Here is a 23076-nt window from a genome sequence, read left to right on the forward strand (position 1 = left end):
AGTCTACCGAGTGGCGCAGCCGCCTTCTGCAGTCCTACTGGATGGGAGCTGCGCCCTGGCCGATCCCCTGACCGACGAACGGCGCATTCGTCGGATCTTCGCCCGCGTCTCCGCGCCCGACCGGCTTCGCGATCTTGGGGCTGCGGCGGGTGCGGACCTCCACCCACTTCGCCACGGCCGCGAGGATGAGACACAGGGCGATGTAGATCGTTCCGAAGATGATCGTCGCCGGGATGATCGGGGACCCGTAGGTCACCTGTGCCCCGTAGAACTTGGCGAGGTAGAGCAGTTCCTGGAAGGTGACGATGAAGCCGAGGGCGGTGTCCTTGAGCACGACGACCAGCTGCGAAATGATCACCGGCATCATGGCGCGGATGGCCTGCGGGTAGACGATCAGCGACATGACCCCGCTCTTGCGGAGACCGAGCGCGTAACCCGCCTCCTTCTGGCCGGACGGAAGCGACTCGACGCCGGCGCGGAACACCTCGGCGAGAACGGCGCCGTTGTAGAGCGTCAGCGCTGTGACGACAGCGACGAGAGGCGTGATGAACGTGACGCCGAGCGGCGGAAGACCGTAGTACATGATCATCATCAGGATCAGAACAGGGATGGCACGGAACAGTTCGATGAACAGGGACACCGGGACGCGGATCCAGGCGTGGTCGGACAGCCGTCCGATCGAGAGGATGAAGCCGAGGACGAGGCTGAGAACGGCGGAGATACCGAAAGCGGTCAGGGTGGCGCCCAGCGCTTCGAGCACCTTCTGGTGCACGAGCGGGAAGGTGAAGAGCCGCCACTTCGCAGCCGAGAACTGCCCGGTCTGCGCGAGCTGATAAATGATGAACCCGAGCCCGACGGCGAGCACAAGGACGGTGAAGACCCCGATGATCCTGTTGCGACGGATGGCCCGGGGCCCGGGGGCGTCGTAGAGAACGCTGCTCATCGGAGGACCTTCCATCGACGTTCGAGATAGCGCTGGAGCCAGGACAGGAGGCCAACGAGGAGGACGAAGATCAGGGCGACCCACAGCAGGACGACAATGGCCGGCTCGCCACGCTCGGACAGGTTCGCCCGGATGGTGCCGGCCTCGGCGACGGAGAACCCGGCGGCGACAGTCGTGTTCTTCAGCAGGGCGATGAACACGCTCATCATCGGCGGGATCACCGCGCGGAATGCCTGCGGCAGGATCACGAGGGACATCGTCGGACCGAACGGAAGACCGATCGCCCGTGCGGCCTCGGCCTGGCCGAGCGGAACGGTGTTGAACCCGGATCTCAGCACCTCGGCGACATAGGTCGCCGTGTAAATGCTCAGGGCGATGATCGCCAGCGTCGTGTATGAGAGGTTGCCGAGGTCGAGTTTCGGGTAGCCGAACGCGAAGAAGAACATCAGCAGAGTCAGCGGGGTGTTCCGGATCAGGTTGACGTACACCGTTCCGACCCCGCGCATGACCGGCACGGGAGAGACGCGCATGGCGCCGACCGCCGTGCCGATCACGAGGGCGAAGATCGCGGAGAAGAAGAACAGGATCAGCGTGTTGCGAAATCCTGAGACGAAGAGGTCGATGTTGTTGATCAGGGTATCCACCCGGGCCCCACCTTCTTCCCTGTGTCAGTCGATTGTCGGAAACGTGTTCGGCGGCGGGACTGACGTCCCGCCGCCGAATCGCGGTTTAGTAGGCGTCGACCTCGGGCTGGTCGACCGAGGTGCCCGACTGGCCGAGCGTGGCATCGTAGATGCCCTGCCAGGTGTCGCCACCGTCGGTGAACATCTCGTTGATGAACGCACGGAGAGCGTCGTCACCCAGAGGCAGTCCGACACCGTAACGCTCCTCGGTGAACGGCTCGCCGACGACCTTGAGGTTGTCGGGGTCCTGTGCCGCGTAGCCGATGAGAATGGCCTCATCGGTGGTCACAGCATCCACGACCTCGTCGTTGAGAGCTTCGATGCACTGGGAGTACAGGTCGAATTCCTCGGTCTCGGTGTCGGGGAAGTTGTCCTTGATGTTCTGGATCGGCGTCGAACCGGTCGCGGAACAGACCGTCTTGCCGGCGAGGTCGGCTTCGCTCTTGATCTCGTCGTTGTCCGCCTTGACGAGGATGCCCTGGCCGGTCACGAAATACGGTCCGGCGAAGTCGATCTGGGTCTTGCGCTCGTCGTTGATCGAGTAGGTGCCGACGTAGTAGTCGATGTCACCGTTCACGATGGCTGCTTCGCGGTTCGCACTGGGGATCGCGGTGTACTCGATCTTGTCCTCGGAGAACCCGAGAGATGCGGCGATCCACTTCGCGATCTCGATGTCGAAACCGGTGCGCTCACCCGTCGCTGCGTCGAGGTAGCCCAGGTTGGGCTGGTCCTCCTTGACACCGATTTTGACGGTACCCCGCTCCATCATGGCGTCGAACGTCGGGCTGCCTTCGAGGTCGACGTCCGTCGCCACCTCATACAGCTGACCGGTGCCCTCTTCTTCTTCAGGAGTGGTGGAACCAGGCTCCCCCTCGCCGCCGGCACAACCGGTCAGCACGAGCGCGGCTGCAGCTGTTGCTGCAAGAAGCGTCAATCTCTTCTTCATGTCATTCCCTTTCTCCGTGAGGGCCGGCTGGCCGGACCCTCTCTGCTGGTGCAGGTCTAGTGCGTGAGCAACTTCGACAGGAAGTCCTTCGCGCGGTCGCTCTTGGGCGTCGTGAAGAATTGCTCTGGCGTCGCCTCTTCGACGATCTCGCCGTCCGCCATGAACACGACCCGGTCGGCCGCCTTCCTGGCAAAGCCCATCTCGTGGGTCACGACGATCATCGTCATCCCCTCGGCGGCGAGCTGGACCATGACGTCGAGGACCTCGTTGATCATCTCGGGGTCGAGGGCGCTCGTCGGCTCGTCGAAGAGCATGACTTTCGGCTTCATGGCCAGGGCACGCGCTATCGCGACGCGCTGCTGCTGGCCGCCTGAGAGCTGCGCAGGCATCTTGTTGGCCTGCTGTGCGACACCGACGCGCTCGAGCAGGACCATCGCGGCCTTCTCGGCATCCGCCTTGCTCTGCCCGCGGACCTTCATTGGCCCAAGCGTGACGTTCTGGAGGATGGTCTTGTGGGCGAAAAGGTTGAACGACTGGAAGACCATGCCGACGTCCGCACGGAGCGCGGCGAGTTGCTTGCCCTCTTCGGGAAGTTTCTTGCCGTCGATCCGGATCTCGCCCTTGCTGATGGTCTCGAGCCGGTTGATGGTACGACAGAGCGTCGACTTGCCGGAGCCCGAAGGCCCGATCACGACGACGACCTCACCCTTGGTGACCGTGAGGTTGATGTCCTTCAGTGCCTGGAAGTCGCCGAAGAACTTCTCGACAGCCTCCACGACCACGAGGGGTTCACCTGGTGCGGCTGCGATGGGATTGCTTGTCGTCTCATACCGGGGGCGAGGTGGTTGATTTGCCGACGGTACGTCCTGCTCGTTCGACTCCATGGGTCCAACGTAGGGGACTCAGTGTTTCGCGCGCATGACGGCCGAGTTGCCGTTACTGAGTTGTAACCAAAAAGAGGGGCAGCTCAGGATGCCGCGCTGCGCTGCGCGAATGCGGACTCGTACAGGCAGACGGATGCCGCCGTGGCGAGGTTCATGGACTCCGCATGACCGTAGATCGGCACGGTGATCGCGGCGTCGGCGAGCGGCAGCTGGTCGTCGGCGAGACCGTGCGCTTCGTTGCCGAATAACCAGGCCGTCGGCTGCTCGAGGGCGCCGGATGCGCGGGCGTCGAGGAGGCTCTCGCCCTTCACATCGGCAGCGAGGACGCGCAGCCCTGCCGCCTTCGCCCGCTGGATCACCGTGGGGAGTTCGGCACCCACCGCGATCGGGAGGTGGAAGAGAGAACCGGTCGTCGAACGGACGACCTTGGGGTTGTACAGATCGACGGTCCTGCCGGTCAGGATGACGGCATCCGCCCCCGCGCTGTCTGCGGCACGGATGATGGTTCCGAGGTTGCCAGGGTCGCGGACCTCTTCGAGGATCGCGATCAGTCGGGGCTTCGCGGCGAAGATGTCTTTCATCGACGTGGGGAACTGGTGTGCGACGGCGATGAAGCCTTGCGGCGTCACCGTGTCGCTCATCACATTGAGGACCTCCTCGGTGACGAACTCGATGTCGACGCCGGCATCGACGGCGGTCTGCGCGATCTCGGTGTACCGCTCCAGGGCGGTGGGGGTCGCGTACAGCTCGACCAGGAGCTGCGGGCGGAAGGTCAGGGCCTCGGCGACGGCCTGAGGACCTTCGAGGAGGAACAGGCCCGTCTCGAGTCGCGCGGGTCGTTTGGCCAGTTTGGCGACCGCTCGGACGCGCGGAGAACGTGGGTTATCAAGCACTCCCCCAGTCTAGGGGCGAGGCATGGTGGCGACTGGGCGGCCCGCCGCCCGACGCGGCACAGAAAAGGGCGCCCACCGAATGGTGGGCGCCCTTCTCAGGAAAGAGAACTACGCGGCAGCGTCAGCCTTCGGAGCCGACGTGTCGGCGGGGAGGGCCTTCTTGGCGCTCTCGACGAGGGCGGCGAACGTGGCGGGCTCGTGAACGGCGAGTTCAGCGAGGATGCGACGGTCGACCTCGATGCCTGCAAGGCCGAGGCCCTGGATGAGGCGGTTGTAGGTCAGGCCGTTGGCACGCGATGCCGCGTTGATCCGCTGGATCCACAGGCGACGGAAGTCACCCTTCTTCTGGCGGCGGTCACGGTACGCGTAGACCATGGAGTGGGTGACCTGCTCCTTGGCCTTCCGGTACAGGCGTGAACGCTGACCGCGGTAACCCTCGGCGCGCTCGAGGATGACCCGACGCTTCTTGTGAGCGTTTACCGCCCTTTTTACTCTTGCCATTTGTCTATATTCCTAACGGGTCTGGTCTAGCGACCGAGAAGCTTCTTGATGTTCTTGGTGTCGGCCTTCGAAACAAGCTGGTCGGTGTTCAGGCGACGCTTGCGCTGGCCGGACTTCACCTCGAGGTTGTGACGCATGCCCGACTGCTGCTTCTTGATCTTGCCGGAACCGGTGAGCTTGAAGCGCTTCTTGGCCCCGGAGTGGGTCTTCTGCTTAGGCATTGTTTTCCTCCTGCTTCGCTGCCTTAGTGGCAGCACGATGTGCGTTGGCCTCGGCTTTGGCCTCTGACTTGTTCTTCAGAGGACCAATCACCATGACCATGTTTCGACCGTCGATGGTCGGAGAGGACTCAACAGTGCCCAGCTCCGCCACATCTTCGGCAAATTTTTGGAGCAAGCGAACACCCTGGTCGGGGCGGGACTGCTCACGGCCGCGGAACAGGATCATTGCTTTGACCTTGTCGCCGGCCTTGAGGAAGCCCTCAGCACGCTTGCGCTTTGTCTCGTAGTCGTGCTTGTCGATCTTGAGGCGGAACCGGACCTCTTTGAGGATGGTGTTCGCCTGGTTGCGCCTGGCCTCCTTGGCCTTCTGCGCAGCCTCGTACTTGAACTTGCCGTAATCCATGATCTTTGCGACCGGTGGCTTGGAGTTCGGGGCGACCTCGACCAGGTCGAGGTCGGCATCCTGCGCCAGGCGCAATGCCACCTCGATTTTGACGACGCCGACCTGTTCTCCGGCGGGACCGACGAGGCGGACCTCGGGGACGCGGATACGGTCGTTTGTACGGGGATCGCTAATGCGTAACTCCTCTAATTCAAATCTCGTAGCCACCGGACCAGACGGATGCCTGCACCGGGCGAGAGAGGAGAAATCACACACCGCAACCATGAGGCCATTGACCATCACAGCGGCTCGTACCCTGACTACCTCAGCATGGGAACCATGCGTCTGGCGGAGTACAACAACCCGGTAACCTTAGTGAAGCGGTCAAGCGCGGGTGGGAAATTTCCTCTTTCGTACCAGGACATAGTCCCGGAGCCGTCTTACAGTCTAGCAGAGGTTGGCATTGAGCACTAACGAATCCCCTTACGACAACATCGAGGACGCAGCACCCGACGCCACTCGCGACATCGCGGATGTCGGCGCCGTCGAGGTCATCACCACGACCGCCGTTCACCTGATGAGTGCAGCAGCCGTCAAGTGCGGACTGGCCGACGACCCCGCGAGCCAGATGGATCTCGATGAGGCACGGAAGCTCATCAACGCCCTGGCCGGCCTCATCACCGCCGGAGCACCCGAGGTCAGCGACATGCACGCACGGAGCCTCCGCGACGGACTGCGGTCACTGCAGCTGGCGTTCCGGGAGGCATCCGTCATTCCGGATCCGATCGGCAAGGGGCCGGGAGAAAAATGGACGGGGCCGGTTAACTAGCTCTCCTTTTGGTCGGTGGAGCGGCGACTTATTGCACCGGCGCCCATGGGCGCCCGACCACACCCTCGGCACAACAAGTCGTCGCTCCCCCTCCGCGCCCAGTTCACGAGCGGCTGGAAGGCTGAGCGCCCGACCACACCCTCGGCACGCGACGTCGTCGCCCCGCTGGCTCCGGCCCCTCCCACTTTTGTAGGAGAAATTGGTCAGTCGGCCAGGGGGATCACCTCGACGCGGGCGCCTGGACCCGCGAGTACGAGCACACGCCTCCCCGTGACGCCATCGAGCGCACGGGCGAGCCGCTCGACATCCGGGGCGTTTGACGAGAGCTGCAACTCGGCCGGCGCCTGCGCGTCGGACTGCAGGTCCTCAACAGGAGGAGGTACCGGTACCGCCTGCGAGGCGGCGCCCGGCAAGGACGTGTCGAGCGCGGCCGGCGGCGCGTGCGGGACAGCCGACGCCGTTCTCCACACGGTGACCGATGCGCCCGTGACGGATTCGATGACCTCCGCGAGGGGTGCAGGGTCTCCCCCGGTCACCAGGACGACCTCGCCGATCGTGCGGGCGCGGGGCGGAGGGGCGGATGTCGCGGCGTCGTCACGGTCATGCCGCCAGACGCTGAAGTGGTACCCCGCCACGAGAGCCGTTGCTGTCAGGAGTCCGATCGGAGCACGGACGGAGTCGATGACGTTCTCGCCGCTGTCAAGGACGAACTCGAACAACCGGAAGCCGATCACGAGCAGGGTGATGAGAGCGACGACGGCACTCAGCCCGAAGACAGCGATGAGGTAGATGCGCCGTCCTGTGGGTGGAGCCGTGGCATCCGCTGGCTGGAGTGGACGCCACGTCAGCCACCAGACCGGGCCACCCACGATCAGTGCGCTCACGCCGCCGAGCAGGAGGGTCCTCGTGTCCTCCCCCGCCAGCGGCGTGGCCAGGATGCCGAGGGCCGAGTTGACGATCACGCCGAGACCCGACGCGGCGGCGACGAGCGCGACTCCGCTCGTCGCGAGGATGCTCGCCTGCCGAGTCGACGACGACCGGCCGAGGGCGATCCCGCGGTGATACACCCAGACCAGCGACCCGACCCCTGCAGCGGCGATGGCCACGCCCAGCGGGGAGACGAGCTCACGCATCGGGTCGGTGTTGTCGAACAGGAGCCGCAGCGCGACGAACAACGCCGTACCGATTCCGCCGAGGGTGAGCAGAGTCGCGCCGAGGACGCCGATCACGATGAGTACGACGTTCGCAAAGACCGTGGTCACGGTCCTGCCGCGCTCGCGATACCAGTGCCATGCCCAGACCGCCATGCCGCCGACCGCCCAGATGAGAGCCTGCACGGCGGCCGTCCACCACGGTGCCCCGATCGGAGCGGTGTCCGCGAAACCGTCGATCGCTGTGTCGAACACGATCGTGAGGGCGGACACGGCGCCGGCGACCGCGACCACGAGGCCGAACGCAGCACCGAGGACAGCCGGAACGCTCGCCAGCCGGAGCGGTCCCTTCGAGGCGTGCCGCCACATCCAGCGATGGAACACCCAGACGACCGCCCAGACCAGCCCGCCGGCGAAGCTCACGCTATCCCAGTCGCCGTCGACGAGCGAGGAGAAGGATGTGAGAAGCGACGCCACGAAGCTGACGAGCGACACGATCGACACGGCGGCGATGTAGAGGCCCCAGGAGAGCGATCCTCTCTCAGCCGGTTCGGCGAGCCGTCTCCAGACCAACCACCACAGGAGCGCAGCGAGCGGTCCACCGATCAGTGTGAAGGCCAGCCCCTGCGCGATGCTCGACGTGTTCTCGCCGGCGAGGATCGGCTCCGCTGCGAGCAGGAGACTGAGCAGCCCCGCCAGGCCAGTGGCAGTGATGACGACGAGTGCGAACAGCAGCGTGTAGACGATGAGACGACGAATCGTCTGACCGGCGGACGACGCCGGGGCCGGGGCGTACGGCGCCTGCATGGCGCTCATTCGACGGTTCCGTCCGTCGGGCACACCATGAGCTCCCACGGTGCTGACTCGACCCGCCAGCCGTTGCCGGACGAGATGAGGCGGAAGTTGTCTTCGTAGCTGTATTCCGAGCCGAAGGGTCCCCCGTCATGCCGGGTGATCCGCACGGCGATGGTTGCCGAATCGTCTCGCAGATCCGTCGACACGAGCGTGACCCGGACGTCGTCGCTTACAGTGCTCTCTACGGTCCCGCACTGTTCCTTCGCGTCGTTGGAGAGATAGCCGATCGCCCTGCTCTCGTCTCCCTCGAGCACTGCTGTGGAGTAGCGCTGGACGACGCCCTCCGGGGTCGACTCGTCGAGGAGCTCTGGGGCGCCGCGCGTGAAGACGACGACGAGGGAGACGATCACGAGTACCGCGATGACGGAGAGGAGGACGATCAATGTCCGCCGGGCTGGTGCCGGTGCTGTGGTCATGTGGTCAGTATGTCGCACAGGCGGCGAGCGCCGATACTCCACGAACGAGGCTGAAACCGACCAGTGCCCACGGTGGTAAAAGTTGTCACACCGGCACGTCCGCGAGCTGCAGCCATTCCTCGAACCGGGTGGTCGAGAGAATCGCGTCATCACCCGGCAGGAGTTCGCGTTCGCTCAGCGTGTTGCCGAAGTAGCGGGCCAGTGGGTCGGCGACGACCTGGCGCGAATCCCGCCTCGAGCGAAGTTCCAGGGCGATGAGATCGGCCATCGTGAACTGCTCCGGTCCGCCGAACTCGGTCGTGCCGCCGGTCGGCTCACCGATGGCGGTTCCTGCGACGAAGAGAGCGACGTCGTCCGCGGCCATCGGCTGGACGAGAGCGTGTGCCAGATGGATCCGGTTGTCGCGGGTTGCGGCGTCCCCGATGCTGCGTACGAACTCGAAGAACTGGGTCGCGTGCACGATGGAGTACGGCATCGACGATCGCTTGAGGAGGGTCTCCTGGGCGTCCTTGGCGAAGAAGTAGCCGCGTTCGGTCTGCGCGAGCCGGTCGGTGCCGACAACGGAGAGCGCGACATGGTGGCGGACGCCTGCCGCGGCACCGTAGGTGAGGAGATTGAGGGTGGAGCCGGAGAAGAACTCGAGCGCTCCGCTCTCATCTGTGTACGACGAGTTCGACACGTCGACGACGACGTCGGCGTTCTCAAGGACGGCAGTGAGTCCCTCACCTGTGAACGAATTGACCCCGGTGGCGCGGGATGCGGCCACGGAGTCGTGTCCCTGGATGGCAAGCTTCGCGACGACCTTGGTTCCGATGAGGCCTGTGCCTCCGATGACGACGATTCGCATCGTGTTTCCTCTCGATGGGGAGTCCCGCTCGGCGAGCGGGATGTCGTCAGCTCTGACCGGACGGAGGGAGGTTTCGTGACGCGATCCCCCATTCCGTTCGCCCGACCTGTCACAGTTCGACGGGCTACGCGGTCTAACCTTGTGGGGCACAGCGCCCCTCGTGCCTCGCACACCGTTCGCGCAGGAGGAACCACAGTGACCGACACCGTGCCGCCACAGGATGACCACCCCTCAGACCTGGAACACGCGGTCAGTGTGTTCGCAGGAGTCAGGCGCAGGCTGTTCGGCATCGCATACCGGATGCTCGGCAGTTCGTCGGATGCGGAAGACATCGTTCAGGAGGTGTGGATCCGCTGGCAGCGGTACGACAGGGACACCGTGCTCGAGCCTGCTGCATTCCTGGCAACGGCGACGACCCGTTTGTCGATCAACTTCCTCCAGTCGGCACGGTCGAGGCACGAGACGTACATCGGCCCGTGGCTTCCCGAACCGGTCAACACGAACGACGACCCGGAACTCGGGGCCGAGCGTGGTGAGGCGCTGGGCTTCGCGGTACTGCTCCTGCTCGAAAAACTCACCCCGACTGAACGCGCTGCGTACGTACTCCGCGAAGCCTTTGACTACCCGTACAGCCAGATCGCGGACATCGTCCAGCTCAACGAGGCTGCGGCACGCCAGCTCGTCAGCAGGGCGCGCAAGCACCTGCTCGCCGAGCGAAGCGCGCAGGTCGCGTCGTCCGAACAGAAACGTCTCCTCGAAGCGTTCCTGGTCGCAGCGCAGAGCGGGGACGTCACTGCCCTCGAGGAACTCTTCGCCGCAGACGTGGTCAGTTACTCCGACGGAAACGGCGTCAAACTCGCCGCGAGGATTCCTGTGATCGGACGCTCGCGCGTCGCCAAGTTCGTCGCCGCGTTCTCCGGCCATTTCTGGAAGGGAAAGACGATCGACTGGGTGGAGCTCAACGGACAACCGGCAGTAACGCTCTCGGAGGACGGGCGGGTCTCGACCGCTGTGACCCTCACGGCGTCGCCCGACGGCATCCTTCAGCTGATGTGGATGATGAATCCTGACAAGCTGACTCGCGTCTCCGCGACGGTCGCCTGACTCGATCGACGGCGATCGGCACCGGATCTGCGATTCCGCGTCACAAACTCGCCCTCCGCGTTGTCAGTACTCATGACATTACTGACGGAGCAACAGTGCATTTCATCGACGATCGCCATCCAGACCCGTACTTCAGGATCGCCGCCAGACATCGCCTGAGTGGCGGTGAGCGATGACGCCGCAAGACGACCACCCGGACGATACGTCGCTCAGCGCAATCGTCGGCGAGCGCAGGCACCTGCTCGACGTCGCCTTCCGCTTGCTGGGCTCGTCGGCCGAATCAGAGCTCGCTGTCGACAGGTGCTACGCGCACTGGCATCGACTGACGGCCTCTGAACGAGCAGCGATTCCCGAACCGCGCGTCTGGCTCACCCGGGAGGTGTCCCGACTGGCCCTCGACCTGCTCGATTCGGCGGACACCCGTCGAAGCCAGTACCCGGGCGAATGGCTCCCCGAGCCGGTCCCGCATGCCTCGGCCCCCAGCGCTCGGATCGACGTCGAGGACCGGATCACGCTCGACGACTCGCTCAATATGCTGCTGATGGTCACCCTCGAGTCGCTCGCGCCTGCCGAGCGCGTCGCCTTCATCCTCCACGACGTGTTCGGTGTGTCCTACGACGTGATCGCCGACGTCGTCGGGCGGAGCCCGGACGCATCCCGGTCCCTCGCCCGTCACGCCCGCCAGCGAATTCGTTCCAGTCGCAGAGGCGAACTCCCCGCCGTCCGGCACGACGAGACCGTGCTCGCGCTGTTGCGCGCCTGCGAAACCGGCGACGAGGACGCGGTCGCCGGTTTGCTGCACCCGGACGTCACGGTCCTCACCGACGGCGGCGGCAAGGTGCGTGTGCCAGTCGAACCGGTCAACGGCAGCAGACGGTCGGCGCGACTCCTCGTCAGGCTTCTGGCCACAGCGCCAGACATGGTTGCGACCCCTCAGTCCGTGAACGGCCACGCCGGCCTCGTCTTCCGACGCGACGACAGCGTCATCGGTGTGCTCAGCCTCGATGCGAGGGGTGACACGGTTCATGACATCTGGATCGTCCTGAACCCGGAAAAGCTGCGCCGCTGGAACACGCCATGACGGTCGATCCGGAGCCGCCGTCACAAACGGGAGGGCGGACCGGTCAAAGCTGATGACCCGGTGGCGCCCGCCTCGGGCACCCACACGAAAAGAGCAATCATGAAGATCGTCGTCATCGGCGGAACCGGGCTCATCGGCTCGAAAGTCGTCCAGAAGCTCACGGCGCACGGCCACGACGCCGTCGCCGCTTCTCCGAACACTGGGGTCAACACGATCACAGGGGAAGGCGTGGCTGAGGTGCTGGTCGGCGCCGATGTCGTCGTCGACGTCTCGAACTCGCCATCGTTCGAAGACCAGGCAGTGCTGGACTTCTTCACCACATCCACATCGAACCTCCTCGCCGCCGAGAAGGTCGCCGGAGTGGGGCACCACGTCGCGCTCTCGATCGTCGGGGTCGAGCGTCCGTCAGAGGGAGGCTACTTCACAGCCAAGGCTGCTCAGGAAAAGCTGATCACGGAGTCCGGCCTTGGGTACTCGATCGTGCACGCCACACAGTTCTTCGAGTTCATCGCGGGAATCGCGGCCACGGCCACATCGGGGAACACCGTCTCACTTCCCCCAGTGGCTTTCCAGCCGGTTGCGGCGGAAGACGTCGCAACCGTCGTCGCACGGACGGCCGCATCCGCGCCCCTCAACGGGATCGTCGACGTCGCAGGGCCGGAGCGGGGCCGCTTCGACGAGATCGTGGCCCGCGCGCTCGAGTTCCGCGGTGACCCGCGAACGGTCGTGGCAGACCCCGAGGCGCCGTACTTCGGCGCGCACATGTCCGAGGACACCCTCGTGCCCACCGTCGACGGGCCCCGCGCGCCGACAACACTCACCGACTGGCTGACGGCGAACGCCTGATCCCTGCCGCAGGCGTCAGGCCTGCGGTGCGACCCGACCTGCCTCAGCAAGGTAGTACTCGGCCTGTGCCGGGTAGTAGTCGGCGAAGTCCGGCAGCGGCTGGCCGGCACGGTACGCGACCAGGTTGTCGAGGTAGTACTCCCACCCCGGCCCGCTGAACTCCGCAAGCGCCGCATCGGACAGATGGTGGATGAACGTGAGCGTGGTCCGACCGTCACTCTCGGCGAGGAGCGCTTCGAGCGGCCAGTTCCCTGACTCGTTCAGCGTGGTCACGAAGATCCGTTCGGGCGGATCGCACACGTCGATGCGAGCCGGACTCCAGGCATCCCCTTCTTCGAAAGTCATCTGGAGTTCGATCGTTCGCCCGGCCCCTGGCTCACCCCGCCAGAGGCCGAGCCAGCCTGCGGTCAGGTCGGACTCGGTGAGACTCGCCCACACCTCTTCCCGTGGCGCGTCGAATGTGCGGGTGAGGGTGAGCTCGAAGAACTCGCCCGGCCCTCTGGTCACTCGTCCTGTTGGCTGCGGCATGCCCTGGCTCCATTCGGTCTTCTCCATGGGACCACCGACGGGGACGAAGATCAAGCGGCACTCCGGGGGGCGCGCGTTTCCAACGCGTCTCGGTGCCTGGTCCCGATCAGGCCGCCGGCGCCTGCGAGATCCTGACCGTGTTTCCCGACGGGTCACGGAACGCGCAGTCGCGGGGACCCCAGCCCTGGTCGATCGGCTCCTGCAGGACTTCGGCGCCGGAGGCACGCAGAGTCTCGAAGGTGGCGTCGACGTCGTCCGAACGGAAGACGAGCATCGGCAGCACACCCTTCGTGAGGAGCTCCTGCATGGCGTCGCCATCGGCCTGCGAGCGACCGGCGTGGGGTTCGGAGAGGACGATGCCGAGGCCCGGCTGGGCATCGCTGCCGAGGGTGACCCAGCGGTAGTCACCTGAGGACACGTCGTTCTGCACGGCGAGGCCGAGTGCGTCCCGGTAGAAAGCGAGCGACTCGTCGACGTCGTTGACGGTGATGTTTGTGTACTGAAGTGCGATTGTCATGACCGAGACATTACGCCGCGGTCTGGTCGCTCGCTTCTTCGATCCTGCTCGATCCGTTCCGCACCGGCCGGGTGTGCGCCTTCGCCACGCAGGCGGGCATGGCGTTGACCGCATCGTGCGTTCCGCCCCGGTATGCCGTCGGTGTCACGCCGACGATCTCGGTGAAGCGTGAACTGAATGATCCGAGGGAGGTACAACCGACGGCCATGCAGGCATCGGTGACGCTCGCGCCCGCCCGCAGCAAGGCCATCGCCCGCTCGATCCTCCGTGTCATCAGGTAGGAATAGGGGGTCTCACCGTATGCGGCGCGGAACTGGCGGGAAAAGTGCGCCGGCGACATGAGCGCCTTCTGCGCCAGAGTCGGAACGTCGAGCGGCTTCGCGTACTCACGGTCGATCAGATCCCGCGCACGCCTGAGGTGAGCGAGGTTCTCGAGCTCCTGCGGGGTCATGATGTCACGGTAGCATCCGCGTCCTGCGGCGTCAGGGGGCTGCGCTGCCGGATCCGGCGGCGAGTTGAGCGGGATGCATCAGCGCGACGCTTCGAGCGTCACTCGGAGCGAATCGACACGGGTGGCGATGATGTCGCTGGCCGCCCACCTCTGGGCCAGCCGGTTCAACGTGGCGTCGAGCTCGGCGCGCGTGAGGCCATCGACCAGTTCGAGCCGAACGACCACCTCAGGCCCGCCGAGTCGTGCGGACGGGTCTCCGGGGGCGAGGCGAACGTTGAGCACGGCCAGCTCGGTCCTCACGCTCGTCAGGAAGGCGTCGAGTACGTCCGGGTTCGCATACCCGGGAAGCCATGGCTGGGACTGGGCGATCGCCCAGAGGGCAGGTCGCCGGATCGCGAACTCGGTGTCGCTCGTCGGGTCGAGCACGACCAGGTCGGTCTGCTCGCTCGCCGCCGCGAGGGCGACGCGGATGCCGTCGGCGGGTACCGGTCTCGCCTGCGAGTTCCACGCTGACATCGCTCCGACCGACGAGAACACCGGGAGCACGTTGCGTCCGTCCGGGCCGGCCACCGTCACGATCGAGAGTTCCTGTGTCTTGTCGACCCTCTGCCCCGACGGACCGATACCGACCTCGCCGGCATGGGCGACAAGCGGGATCAGCAGACGTGCCGTGCGGAACGCGTCGACGACATCCGTCTCACCGGCCTCTCCCCCGCGGAAACGCGCGAGGGCGTCGATCAGGTGCTGCGGCGCAGACCCGTCATCCGAGGCGTGCGTATTCTCCTCGAACGATCGCCCCTCCCAGGGCTGCCCGGCCGAATCCGCCGGGTTAATCTGATGCGACATCCAGCGCCTCGGCCAGTGTGAACGCGCCGGCGTAGAGGGCCTTGCCGACGATCGCCCCTTCGAGGCCGAGCGGCACGAGCGAGCGCAGCGCGACGAGGTCGTCGAGGCTGGACACACCGCCGGACGCGACCACGGGGCGGTTCGTGCGCTCGAGGACCTGGCGGAGCAGTTCGATGTTGGGGCCCTGCAGGGTGCCGTCCTTGGTGACGTCTGTCAGCACGTATCGTGCGCAGCCGGCCTGCTCGAGACGGTCGATGACGGTCCACAGGTCGCCGCCGTCTCTGGTCCACCCCCGTGCCGCGAGCGTGGTTCCGCGAACGTCGAGTCCGACGGCGACGGCTTCACCGTACTGGCCGATGACGTTCGCGGCCCACTCCGGGTTCTCGAGAGCGGCTGTTCCGAGGTTGATCCGCTTCGCGCCGGTCGCAAGAGCGGCTTCGAGGGAAGCGTCGTCGCGGATACCGCCGGAGAGTTCGACGTTCACGCCGCGGACCTGCTTGATCACCTTCCGGATGAGCCCGGAGTTGTTGCCACGGCCGAACGCGGCGTCGAGGTCCACGAGGTGGATCCACTCCGCGCCCTGGTGAGCCCAGTCAGCGGCTGCGTCCACGGGGTCGCCGTAGTTGGTTTCGGTTCCGGCCTCGCCCTGGGTCAGCCGGACGGCCTTCCCGTCGGCAACATCGACCGCTGGAAGCAGTACGAGCTTCGGGGTCGTGTTGAACTCACTCATGATTGTCCTTGATCGATCGGGTGTGGCATCTGCATGCCGCAGGGTATTCAGTCGGTGGTCAGTGTGCCGATCCAGTTCGACAGCAGCCGGATGCCGGCTTCCCCTGACTTCTCGGGGTGGAACTGGGTGGCGGACAGTGGCCCGTTCTCCACGGCCGCGATGAATCGGGCGCCGTGTTCGGACCAGGTCACGCGCGGCTGAGGGAACGGGGGCATGACGTCGAGCGTCCAGTGTTGTGCGGCGTATGAGTGCACGAAATAGAAGCGTTCGTCACGCAGCCCCGCGAACAGCACCGAATCTTCGGGCGCATCGACGGTATTCCAGCCCATGTGGGGCAGCACAGGTGAATCGAGTTCGGTGACGGCTCCCGGCCACTCACCGAGACCCTCGGTGTCCGTTCCGCGTTCGACGCCGTGCTCGAACAGAACCTGCATACCGACGCAGATCCCGAGCACCTTGCGGCCCCCCGCGAGCCGGCGGTCGATGACCTCGGCGCTGCGGGACTTCTCGAGCTGTTGCATCACTGCGCTGAAAGCTCCGACACCCGGCACGACGAGACCGTCGGCGTCGAGCGCGCGCCGGTGGTCACCGGTGAGTTCGACCGAGGCCCCCGCAGCTTCGAGGGCCTTTACCGCCGAGTGGACGTTTCCGCTGCCGTAGTCGAGGACGACGACGCGAGGGAGGGACGCTGCCGTCACAGCGCGCCCTTCGTCGACGGAATGCCTGAGACCAGGGGGTCGAGTGCTTTGGCCTGGCGGAAGGCACGGGCGAAGGCTTTGAACTCGGCCTCGGCGATGTGGTGTGGGTCGCGTCCTCCGAGGACGGTGACGTGAACGGTCAGAGCCGCGTTGAAGCTGATCGCCTCGAACACGTGACGGACCATCGAACCGGTGAAGTGGCCGCCGATGAGGTGGTACTCGAATCCGCTCGGCTCACCGGTGTGCACGAGGAACGGGCGCCCGGAGATGTCGACGACCGCCTGAACCAGCGCCTCGTCGAGCGGGACGAGCGCGTCGCCGAAGCGCGAGATGCCCGCTTTGGTACCGAGGGCCTGCTTGATGGCCTGGCCGAGGGCGATCCCGATGTCCTCCACCGTGTGGTGCACATCGATCTCGATGTCACCCTTCGCCCGCACGGTGAGGTCGGTCAGGGAGTGCTTCGCGAACGCCGTCAGCAGGTGGTCGTAGAACGGCACGGTCGTGTCGATGTCACTGACGCCGGTGCCGTCGAGGTTGATCGACAGATCGATGCTCGATTCGCTCGTCTCGCGCTGGATCCGGGCGGTTCGCTGTGGCGTGCTCATGCTTTCGAGCCTATCGCGGCCATGGCGTCGAGAAACGCGGTGGTCTCGGCTTCGGTTCCCGCTGTCACGCGCAGCTGGCCAGGCAGCCCGATGTCACGGATGAGGATCCCGCGTTCGAGCAGCGCTTCGAACAGGGCGTGCGGGTCGTCCACTCCGCCGAACAGGACGAAGTTGCTGTGGCTCCGGTACGGGTGGAATCCGAGTTCGGTGAGCCCGGCGGTGATCCGGTCCCGCTGCTCACGGATGTCGTCGACCATCGCGAGCATTTCGGCGCTGTGGGCAAGGGCCGCTGTTGCCGCAGCCTGCGTCAGCGCGGAGAGGTGGTACGGCAGCCGGACCAGCCTGAGGGCATCCGTCACCGCCGGGTCCGCTGCGAGGTAGCCCACGCGGACGCCGGCGAACGCGAACGCCTTGCTCATCGTCCGCGAGACCAGAAGCCGGTCACGGCCGGGCAGGAGCGTCAACGCACTCGGGATGTCGTGGGGCGCGAACTCGAAATACGCCTCGTCGACCACGACGATGCCGTCTGTCGCGTCGTAGACGGCTTCGATCGTCTCCAGCGAGAGCGGAGTGCCCGTGGGGTTGTTCGGTGAGCACAGAAAGACGAGGTCGGGCTGAGCAACGGTGACGGCGGCTTCGGCGGTCGCCGGCGTCAGTTCGTACTCCGCGTCACGCCCGGCATCGAGCCAGGTCGTGCCGGTCCCTGAGGCGAGGAGCGAGTACATCGAGTAGGTCGGGGTGAAACCGAGCACAGTGCGACCCGGTCCGCCGAAGGCCTGGAGCACGTGCTGGAGGACTTCGTTCGACCCGTTCGCGGCCCAGATGTTGTCTCGGGTGAGCCCGTGCCCGAGGTAGCCGGCGAGGCTGTCACGCAGAGCGCTGAATTCGCGGTCCGGGTAGCGGTTTGCGCGGAGGACGGCCGAAGCCAGCGAGGTCACGATGTCGCGAGCGACGGCCTCAGGGATCGGATGCGTGTTCTCGTTGACGTTGAGGGCCACCGGCACGCTCTTCTGCGGTGCCCCGTAGGGGAACTTGCCGCGAAGATCATCGCGGATGGGCAGGGACTCGAGAGAACTCACCCACTGAGTTTACCGGCGTGGAGCGTCTCTCCCTGCCGGACCCGGCGGCCAGGTCAGTTGGTGGAGTACTGCTCGGGGATGGCGATGCGCTGGCCGGGCGAGACGGTCGAACTGTCGAGCTGGTTGAGGCGCATGAGGTCGGCGATCACGTCGCGGGGATCGGCCTCCGGGGCGATGCTCGACGCGAGCTGCCAGAGGGACTGGCCGGATTCGATCGTCGCGTACTCGAAGACGACGGCACTCGAACTCGACGTGGCGACCGCCGGCATCGCGTTGATGCCGATGTATGCGGCAAGAGCGATCAAAGGGGCCGCAGCGAGGGAGGTGAAGACGACACGACCGCGACGGGTCAGGCGGAGCCTTCCGTTTGACCGGGCAGCGGAGGTGGCGCCCATGGTCGGCACCGCTGTTGGTCGTGCCGGGGCCGGGCGGTGTGAGAGTGCCGGGCGGATCGGGGTGACGACTGCTGTGCTCATGGTGTGCCTCCTGCTGCTGGTTCTGCGTCTGCGGTGCTTCGGAGTATTCGTATCCGGCCCTCGGCCGGGAGGGCCGGATACGAAGCTGTGTTCCGAATATATATTCGATTGTTCGAACATTCAAGTCCGTATTCGGACTTTTCGCTATTTTCTTGCCGACACACTCGAACAAATGTTTGTCCGGTTGCTGTGCTGCGGTTAGAGTTTCGCTACTGGTTGTACCCAACCAGCGACCACTGACATTGGCCGGGGCCGCCCGCCAGACGGGAGTGACATGACGCTCAGCAACAGGGAAGCAGGCGGTGCCGCCGGCACACCTGCCAAGCCGAAGCGAGTGCTCGCGGACAAGCCGACGACCAGGCGACGCAAGAGCCTGAGCGAGAAGCAGCTGGCCATCCTCGACGTCATCCAGCGTTCGGTGACGTCACGGGGATACCCGCCGAGTATGCGCGAAATCGGCGACGCGGTCGGACTGGCGTCGCTGTCGAGCGTGACGCACCAGCTCAACCAGCTCGAGCTCAGCGGCTACCTCCGTCGGGACCCCAACCGTCCCCGGGCCCTCGAGATCCTGATCGACCTTCCTTCGCAGTCCTCAGAGGTCGACTTCGAGAACACGACACCTGTCGGTGACGCGGCGATGGTGCCGCTCGTCGGTCGGATCGCTGCCGGTGTGCCGATCACGGCGGACCAGCAGGTCGAGGAAGTCTTCCCCCTCCCCCGCCAGCTGGTCGGCAAGGGTGACCTGTTCATGCTGAAGGTCCAGGGCGAGTCGATGATCGACGCGGCCATCTGTGACGGCGACTGGGTGGTCGTCCGCCAGCAGCAGACGGCGGAGAACGGCGACATCGTCGCCGCCATGCTCGACGGTGAAGCCACGGTGAAGGTCTTCCGGCAGCGGGACGGCCACACCTGGCTGCTTCCCCGCAACTCCAGCTTCGAACCGATCCTCGGCGATGAAGCCGACGTCCTGGGCAAAATCGTGGCCGTGTTGCGCGCCGTCTGATTTCGGCATCGACAGAAGGGCGCCCCGGCATCTGCCGGGGCGCCCTTCTGTGCGTCCGCGCTACGCGGTGACCGCAGTGCCTGCGTGGGCGCGCACAACGCGTGTGGCCTCGACGATGTTGGCCAGTGAGGCGACGGTCTCGTCGTATCCGCGGGTTTTCAGACCGCAGTCCGGGTTGATCCAGACCTGGCGCTCGGGGATCTCCGCGACGGCGAGCTCGATCAGCTCCCGGATCTCGTCGACGGACGGGACGCGGGGTGAGTGGATGTCGTACACACCGGGTCCGATTCCATGGTCGAAACCCGAATCCCGGATGTCGTGGACGACGTCCATCCGGCTCCGAGCCGCTTCGATGCTGGTGACATCCGCGTCGAGCTTCCGGATCGCGTCGATCACCGCGCCGAACTCGGAGTAACAGAGGTGCGTGTGGATCTGGGTGGCGTCCGCCGCGCCTGCCGTGGCGAGCCGGAACGACCCGACCGACCAGTCGAGGTATGCGGCCTGGTCCGCTTTCCTCAGCGGCAACAGCTCGCGCAGGGCTGGTTCGTCGACCTGCACGACGCCGATACCCGCGGCTTCGAGGTCGGCGATCTCGTCTCGGAGCGCGAGTGCGACCTGCCTGGCGGTCTCGCCCAGCGGCTGGTCGTCGCGGACGAACGACCAGGCGAGGATCGTCACCGGGCCGGTCAGCATCCCCTTGACCGGCTTCGCCGTGAGCGACTGGGTGTATGCACTCCAGTCGACGGTGATCGGCCTCGGCCGTGAAACGTCGCCCCAGAGGATCGAGGGCCTCGTACAGCGGCTGCCGTACGACTGCACCCAGCCGTTCGTCGTGACCGCAAATCCGTCGAGGTTCTCGGCGAAGTACTGGACCATGTCGTTTCTCTCTGGCTCGCCGTGGACGAGGACATCGAGCCCCAGGTCTTCCTGGAGGTCGACGACCCGGCGGATCTCTTCGCGCATCCGCTCCTCATACGCGTCGTCACTCAGCGTCCCGCGCACGTGCTGCGCCCGAGCCTGCCGGATGTCGCCCGTCTGCGGAAACGAACCGATGGTCGTCGTCGGAAGGAAGGGAAGGTCGAGTGCTGCCGCCTGGGCGGAAACCCGGGCCGCATAGTCACCCCGGGTGAAGTCGGTGGCGGTGAGCGCTGTCTCGCGCCCCCTGACCGCTCCGTCCCGGACTCCAGGGGCGGCCAGCCGGTCGGCGAGAGCGGCGGACGCCGCGTCGACTTCTGAGCGGATGGCGTCGGTACCGTCACGAAGCCCCGTTGCGAGCGTGACGACCTGGCCGACCTTCTGGTCGGCGAAGGCCAGCCAGCTTGCCAGCCGCTCATCCAGGCCCGGCTCATCGTCGACGTCGTGGGGCACGTGGATCAACGACGTCGACGTGGATGCCGAGACGGCCGGAGACAGCGCGCTGAGGGCGGTCAGCGATTCGAAGGCGCCGGCGAGGTCGCCCCGCCAGATGTTGTGGCCGTCGATCACACCACCGACCAGGATCTTCCGCTCGAGGCCGGGGACGGGCCCTGGGACGCCGGCACGCACGAGATCGAGTCCGAGCGCTTCGACCGGGGAGGCCGCGAGCGGCGCGAGCGCGTCACCGAGGGCTCCGTAGGGTGCGGCAACGAAGAGGGGAGGGCCTGCCTGCGACGGAGCCGAGGTACTCGTATGCCGCCTCGGTCGCTGAGAGGATGTCCGTCCTCTCGTCGAGGAAACTCTCGGAGACGAGACCCGGCTCGTCGAGCTGGACCCACTCGGCACCGGCAGCGGCGAGGAGCTTCAGCAGCTCCGCGTACACCGGGAGAAGTTCGGCGAGACGGGACAACGGTCGAAAATCAGCCGGGGCGTCGGTGCTCGGCTTGCTGAGCAGCAGGAAGGTCACCGGGCCGACGAGGACAGGGCGGGTCACGAACCCGGCGGCGACGGCTTCCTCGACCTCACGGACCAGCCGGTCCGATGCGAGTGTGAACGCCGTCTCCCGGCCGATCTCCGGGACCAGATAGTGGTAGTTGGAGTCGAACCACTTGGTCATCTCCAGCGGGGCCCTGTCGCCTTCGCCCCTCGCGAGGGCGAAGTACCCGGCGAGATCGACGCGACCGGCGGCATCCGCGAGATCGGAGAAACGGGACGGGATGGCACCGACGGTGACGGCGGTGTCGAGGACCTGGTCGTAGAACGAGAAGCTCTCAGGGATCGCGGAGTCGGTGCGGCCGAGACCGAGCGCCGCGAGGCGCTCCCGCGTGACACGGCGCAACCCTGCGGCCGTGGCCTCGAGTTCGGCGGCGTCGATGCGACCCGCCCAGAACGCCTCGACGCCCTTCTTGAGTTCACGGCGCCCGCCGATGCGCGGATAGCCGAGGATCGTCCCTGTGGGGAATGGGGTGTGTTCGGTCATGCGAATTCCTTGCGTGAGGGTGATGGGGACAGAGGGATGCCGAGGTGGGAGAGGACAGACAGGACAGTGCTGTGCTGGTTGAACGCGTAGAGGTGGAGCCCTGGGGCTCCCCCGTCGAGAACCTCTGCCGCGAGACTGACGGCGTGGTCGATGCCGATCCGGCGCCTGCCTTCTTCGGTCGGCTCGATCTCGATGGCAACCGCGAGATCGGCGGGGATCTCCTCACCGGTGAGTTCGAGAACGCGACGAAGCCTGCCCGGCCCGGTGATCGGCATGATTCCGGGGAGGATCGGGATCCGGACGCCGGCGAGTGTCGCGCGTTCCACGAAGGTGAGGTAATCGTCGGCGTGGAAGAACAGCTGGGTGATCGCGAACGTCGCTCCTGCCGCCTGCTTGGCGAGGAGGGTGTCGATGTCCTGACCGGTCCCCCTGGATCGCGGGTGCCCGTTGGGAAAGGCTGCGACGCCGATTCTGACCCTGTGGCGCTGCTGCACCCGCTTCGCGCTGGGCAGCCCTGGCAGGTCGAATTCGCTGTACGGTTCGCGTTCGGCCTGGACACCGTGGATCAGCTGGACGAGCTCGGCGGCGCTGCGGAGGTCGCCGAGCGGAACCTCGTCCTCACCGCCATGCGGGGCGTCACCACGAAGGGCGAGGAAACTCGTGATGCCCTCGTCGAGGAACTCACGGATCACGCGGTTGGAGCCCGCGGCGGTCGATCCGACGCAGGTGAGGTGGGCGAGCGGGTCGACGTCGGTGTGGTCACGGATGAAACGGAGGACGTCGAGGGATGACCGCTGAGACGATCCTCCGGCTCCGTAGGTGACCGAGATGAAGCGGGGACCGGCATCCGCGAGTCGCCTGATCGTCGTCTCGAGTGCCACACCGGTTTCGGCTGTCCGCGGGGGGTACAGCTCGAACGAGAACGGCACGCCGGTTCGAGGCTGAGGGTCCGGAGAGGTCATGGCAACGCTTTCGGCGATGGTGGGACTCTGCGGTTGCCTGCGGTACGTGTGCCGGGCAGCCGCGACCCCACACGGCTGTGCACTGGGTGTCGCGGGCGGGTGCCGGGCTCGGCTGTCGCTCCATGTCCCGCTGCGGGCGCGGTGGGACAACGATCACGACGAGCGTATGCAGCCTGTGGCCGGGATAGGGATACGTGACGAACT

26 protein-coding genes and 1 pseudogene are annotated in these 23076 nt (G+C 66.0%); 5 read left to right on the forward strand and 22 right to left on the reverse strand.

Annotated features, from left to right (window positions below):
• Positions 1 to 34: 34 nt before the first annotated feature.
• From AC1M0F_RS06405 to infC, 8 genes are all read right to left on the reverse strand, one after another.
• On the reverse strand, positions 35 to 943 hold the full coding sequence (locus AC1M0F_RS06405; protein ID WP_480237391.1) for an amino acid ABC transporter permease: 909 nt from the start codon (positions 941 to 943) through the stop codon (positions 35 to 37).
• Positions 940 to 1587, reverse strand: coding sequence for an amino acid ABC transporter permease (locus AC1M0F_RS06410; protein ID WP_480237392.1), 648 nt, complete (start codon positions 1585 to 1587; stop codon positions 940 to 942). Before AC1M0F_RS06410 ends, AC1M0F_RS06405 begins: the two co-directional genes overlap by 4 nt.
• A gap of 85 nt (positions 1588 to 1672) precedes the next feature.
• The gene (locus tag AC1M0F_RS06415; RefSeq protein WP_480237393.1) at positions 1673 to 2572 is read right to left on the reverse strand and encodes a glutamate ABC transporter substrate-binding protein; all 900 of its coding nucleotides are present in this window, start codon (positions 2570 to 2572) and stop codon (positions 1673 to 1675) included.
• Between the two features lie 56 nt (positions 2573 to 2628).
• The gene (locus AC1M0F_RS06420) at positions 2629 to 3456 is read right to left on the reverse strand and encodes an amino acid ABC transporter ATP-binding protein (protein WP_480237394.1); all 828 of its coding nucleotides are present in this window, start codon (positions 3454 to 3456) and stop codon (positions 2629 to 2631) included.
• Positions 3457 to 3539: 83 nt separating this feature from the next.
• Positions 3540 to 4349, reverse strand: a complete 810-nt coding sequence (locus AC1M0F_RS06425) for a TrmH family RNA methyltransferase (RefSeq protein WP_480237395.1) — start codon at positions 4347 to 4349, stop codon at positions 3540 to 3542.
• A gap of 108 nt (positions 4350 to 4457) precedes the next feature.
• Positions 4458 to 4850, reverse strand: coding sequence for a 50S ribosomal protein L20 (rplT, locus tag AC1M0F_RS06430; RefSeq protein ID WP_480237396.1), 393 nt, complete (start codon positions 4848 to 4850; stop codon positions 4458 to 4460).
• Between the two features lie 26 nt (positions 4851 to 4876).
• Entirely contained in the window at positions 4877 to 5071 is a 195-nt protein-coding gene (gene rpmI / locus AC1M0F_RS06435; protein ID WP_196834244.1) for a 50S ribosomal protein L35, read from the reverse strand.
• On the reverse strand, positions 5064 to 5753 hold the full coding sequence (gene infC, locus AC1M0F_RS06440; RefSeq protein WP_480237397.1) for a translation initiation factor IF-3: 690 nt from the start codon (positions 5751 to 5753) through the stop codon (positions 5064 to 5066). Before infC ends, rpmI begins: the two co-directional genes overlap by 8 nt.
• Before the next feature lie 163 nt (positions 5754 to 5916).
• Between infC and AC1M0F_RS06445 the strand changes: the two genes are divergently transcribed.
• A complete protein-coding gene (locus AC1M0F_RS06445; RefSeq protein WP_480237398.1) occupies positions 5917 to 6282 on the forward strand; it encodes a DUF1844 domain-containing protein in 366 nt (121 codons plus the stop codon).
• 203 nt (positions 6283 to 6485) lie between these two features.
• Here AC1M0F_RS06445 and AC1M0F_RS06450 read toward each other — a convergent pair whose 3' ends face one another.
• The 3 genes from AC1M0F_RS06450 to AC1M0F_RS06460 all read right to left on the reverse strand — a co-directional run bounded on the left by AC1M0F_RS06450 (position 6486) and on the right by AC1M0F_RS06460 (position 9551).
• Positions 6486 to 8249, reverse strand: coding sequence for a DUF5671 domain-containing protein (locus AC1M0F_RS06450; protein WP_480237399.1), 1764 nt, complete (start codon positions 8247 to 8249; stop codon positions 6486 to 6488).
• On the reverse strand, positions 8246 to 8704 hold the full coding sequence (locus tag AC1M0F_RS06455) for an LpqB family beta-propeller domain-containing protein (protein WP_480237400.1): 459 nt from the start codon (positions 8702 to 8704) through the stop codon (positions 8246 to 8248). Before AC1M0F_RS06455 ends, AC1M0F_RS06450 begins: the two co-directional genes overlap by 4 nt.
• A gap of 85 nt (positions 8705 to 8789) precedes the next feature.
• Entirely contained in the window at positions 8790 to 9551 is a 762-nt protein-coding gene (locus AC1M0F_RS06460; RefSeq protein ID WP_480237401.1) for an SDR family oxidoreductase, read from the reverse strand.
• 195 nt (positions 9552 to 9746) lie between these two features.
• Between AC1M0F_RS06460 and AC1M0F_RS06465 the strand changes: the two genes are divergently transcribed.
• The 3 genes from AC1M0F_RS06465 (at position 9747) to AC1M0F_RS06475 (ending at position 12582) form a co-directional block, all read left to right on the forward strand.
• Positions 9747 to 10655, forward strand: coding sequence for an RNA polymerase sigma-70 factor (locus AC1M0F_RS06465; protein WP_480237402.1), 909 nt, complete (start codon positions 9747 to 9749; stop codon positions 10653 to 10655).
• 172 nt (positions 10656 to 10827) lie between these two features.
• Positions 10828 to 11736 (forward strand): sigma factor-like helix-turn-helix DNA-binding protein, encoded by a 909-nt coding sequence (locus AC1M0F_RS06470; RefSeq protein WP_480237403.1) that lies wholly within the window; start codon positions 10828 to 10830, stop codon positions 11734 to 11736.
• Between the two features lie 99 nt (positions 11737 to 11835).
• A complete protein-coding gene (locus AC1M0F_RS06475; RefSeq protein ID WP_480237404.1) occupies positions 11836 to 12582 on the forward strand; it encodes an SDR family oxidoreductase in 747 nt (248 codons plus the stop codon).
• Positions 12583 to 12597: 15 nt separating this feature from the next.
• Here the strand turns inward: AC1M0F_RS06475 and AC1M0F_RS06480 are convergent, their stop codons facing one another.
• The 9 genes from AC1M0F_RS06480 to AC1M0F_RS06520 all read right to left on the reverse strand — a co-directional run bounded on the left by AC1M0F_RS06480 (position 12598) and on the right by AC1M0F_RS06520 (position 18512).
• Positions 12598 to 13110, reverse strand: a complete 513-nt coding sequence (locus AC1M0F_RS06480; RefSeq protein WP_480237405.1) for an SRPBCC family protein — start codon at positions 13108 to 13110, stop codon at positions 12598 to 12600.
• A gap of 106 nt (positions 13111 to 13216) precedes the next feature.
• Positions 13217 to 13627, reverse strand: a complete 411-nt coding sequence (locus AC1M0F_RS06485; RefSeq protein ID WP_480237406.1) for a VOC family protein — start codon at positions 13625 to 13627, stop codon at positions 13217 to 13219.
• 10 nt (positions 13628 to 13637) lie between these two features.
• Complete coding sequence (locus AC1M0F_RS06490; RefSeq protein WP_480237407.1) at positions 13638 to 14078, reverse strand: helix-turn-helix transcriptional regulator; 441 nt, start codon at positions 14076 to 14078, stop codon at positions 13638 to 13640.
• A gap of 78 nt (positions 14079 to 14156) precedes the next feature.
• Entirely contained in the window at positions 14157 to 14924 is a 768-nt protein-coding gene (locus AC1M0F_RS06495; protein WP_480237408.1) for an SseB family protein, read from the reverse strand.
• Complete coding sequence (priA, locus tag AC1M0F_RS06500) at positions 14908 to 15654, reverse strand: bifunctional 1-(5-phosphoribosyl)-5-((5-phosphoribosylamino)methylideneamino)imidazole-4-carboxamide isomerase/phosphoribosylanthranilate isomerase PriA (RefSeq protein WP_480237409.1); 747 nt, start codon at positions 15652 to 15654, stop codon at positions 14908 to 14910. Before priA ends, AC1M0F_RS06495 begins: the two co-directional genes overlap by 17 nt.
• Positions 15655 to 15701: 47 nt before the next feature.
• Entirely contained in the window at positions 15702 to 16352 is a 651-nt protein-coding gene (hisH, locus tag AC1M0F_RS06505; RefSeq protein WP_480237410.1) for an imidazole glycerol phosphate synthase subunit HisH, read from the reverse strand.
• The gene (gene hisB / locus AC1M0F_RS06510; protein ID WP_480237411.1) at positions 16349 to 16957 is read right to left on the reverse strand and encodes an imidazoleglycerol-phosphate dehydratase HisB; all 609 of its coding nucleotides are present in this window, start codon (positions 16955 to 16957) and stop codon (positions 16349 to 16351) included. Before hisB ends, hisH begins: the two co-directional genes overlap by 4 nt.
• Positions 16954 to 18036 carry a histidinol-phosphate transaminase gene (locus tag AC1M0F_RS06515; RefSeq protein ID WP_480237412.1) on the reverse strand — a complete coding sequence of 361 codons (1083 nt, stop codon included), beginning with the start codon at positions 18034 to 18036 and terminating at the stop codon, positions 16954 to 16956. The genes hisB and AC1M0F_RS06515 overlap by 4 nt, the downstream gene beginning before the upstream one ends.
• A gap of 53 nt (positions 18037 to 18089) precedes the next feature.
• On the reverse strand, positions 18090 to 18512 hold the full coding sequence (locus AC1M0F_RS06520; RefSeq protein WP_480237413.1) for a LysM peptidoglycan-binding domain-containing protein: 423 nt from the start codon (positions 18510 to 18512) through the stop codon (positions 18090 to 18092).
• 274 nt (positions 18513 to 18786) lie between these two features.
• Between AC1M0F_RS06520 and lexA the strand changes: the two genes are divergently transcribed.
• On the forward strand, positions 18787 to 19515 hold the full coding sequence (gene lexA, locus AC1M0F_RS06525) for a transcriptional repressor LexA (protein WP_480237414.1): 729 nt from the start codon (positions 18787 to 18789) through the stop codon (positions 19513 to 19515).
• Between the two features lie 60 nt (positions 19516 to 19575).
• Here the strand turns inward: lexA and metE are convergent.
• Positions 19576 to 21910: pseudogene (gene metE, locus AC1M0F_RS06530) on the reverse strand (5-methyltetrahydropteroyltriglutamate--homocysteine S-methyltransferase).
• Positions 21907 to 22872, reverse strand: coding sequence for a methylenetetrahydrofolate reductase (locus tag AC1M0F_RS06535; protein WP_480237415.1), 966 nt, complete (start codon positions 22870 to 22872; stop codon positions 21907 to 21909). The pseudogene metE and the gene AC1M0F_RS06535 overlap by 4 nt, the downstream one beginning before the upstream one ends.
• Positions 22873 to 23076: the final 204 nt, after the last annotated feature.

Source organism: Mycetocola sp. Y719 (assembly GCF_056713205.1).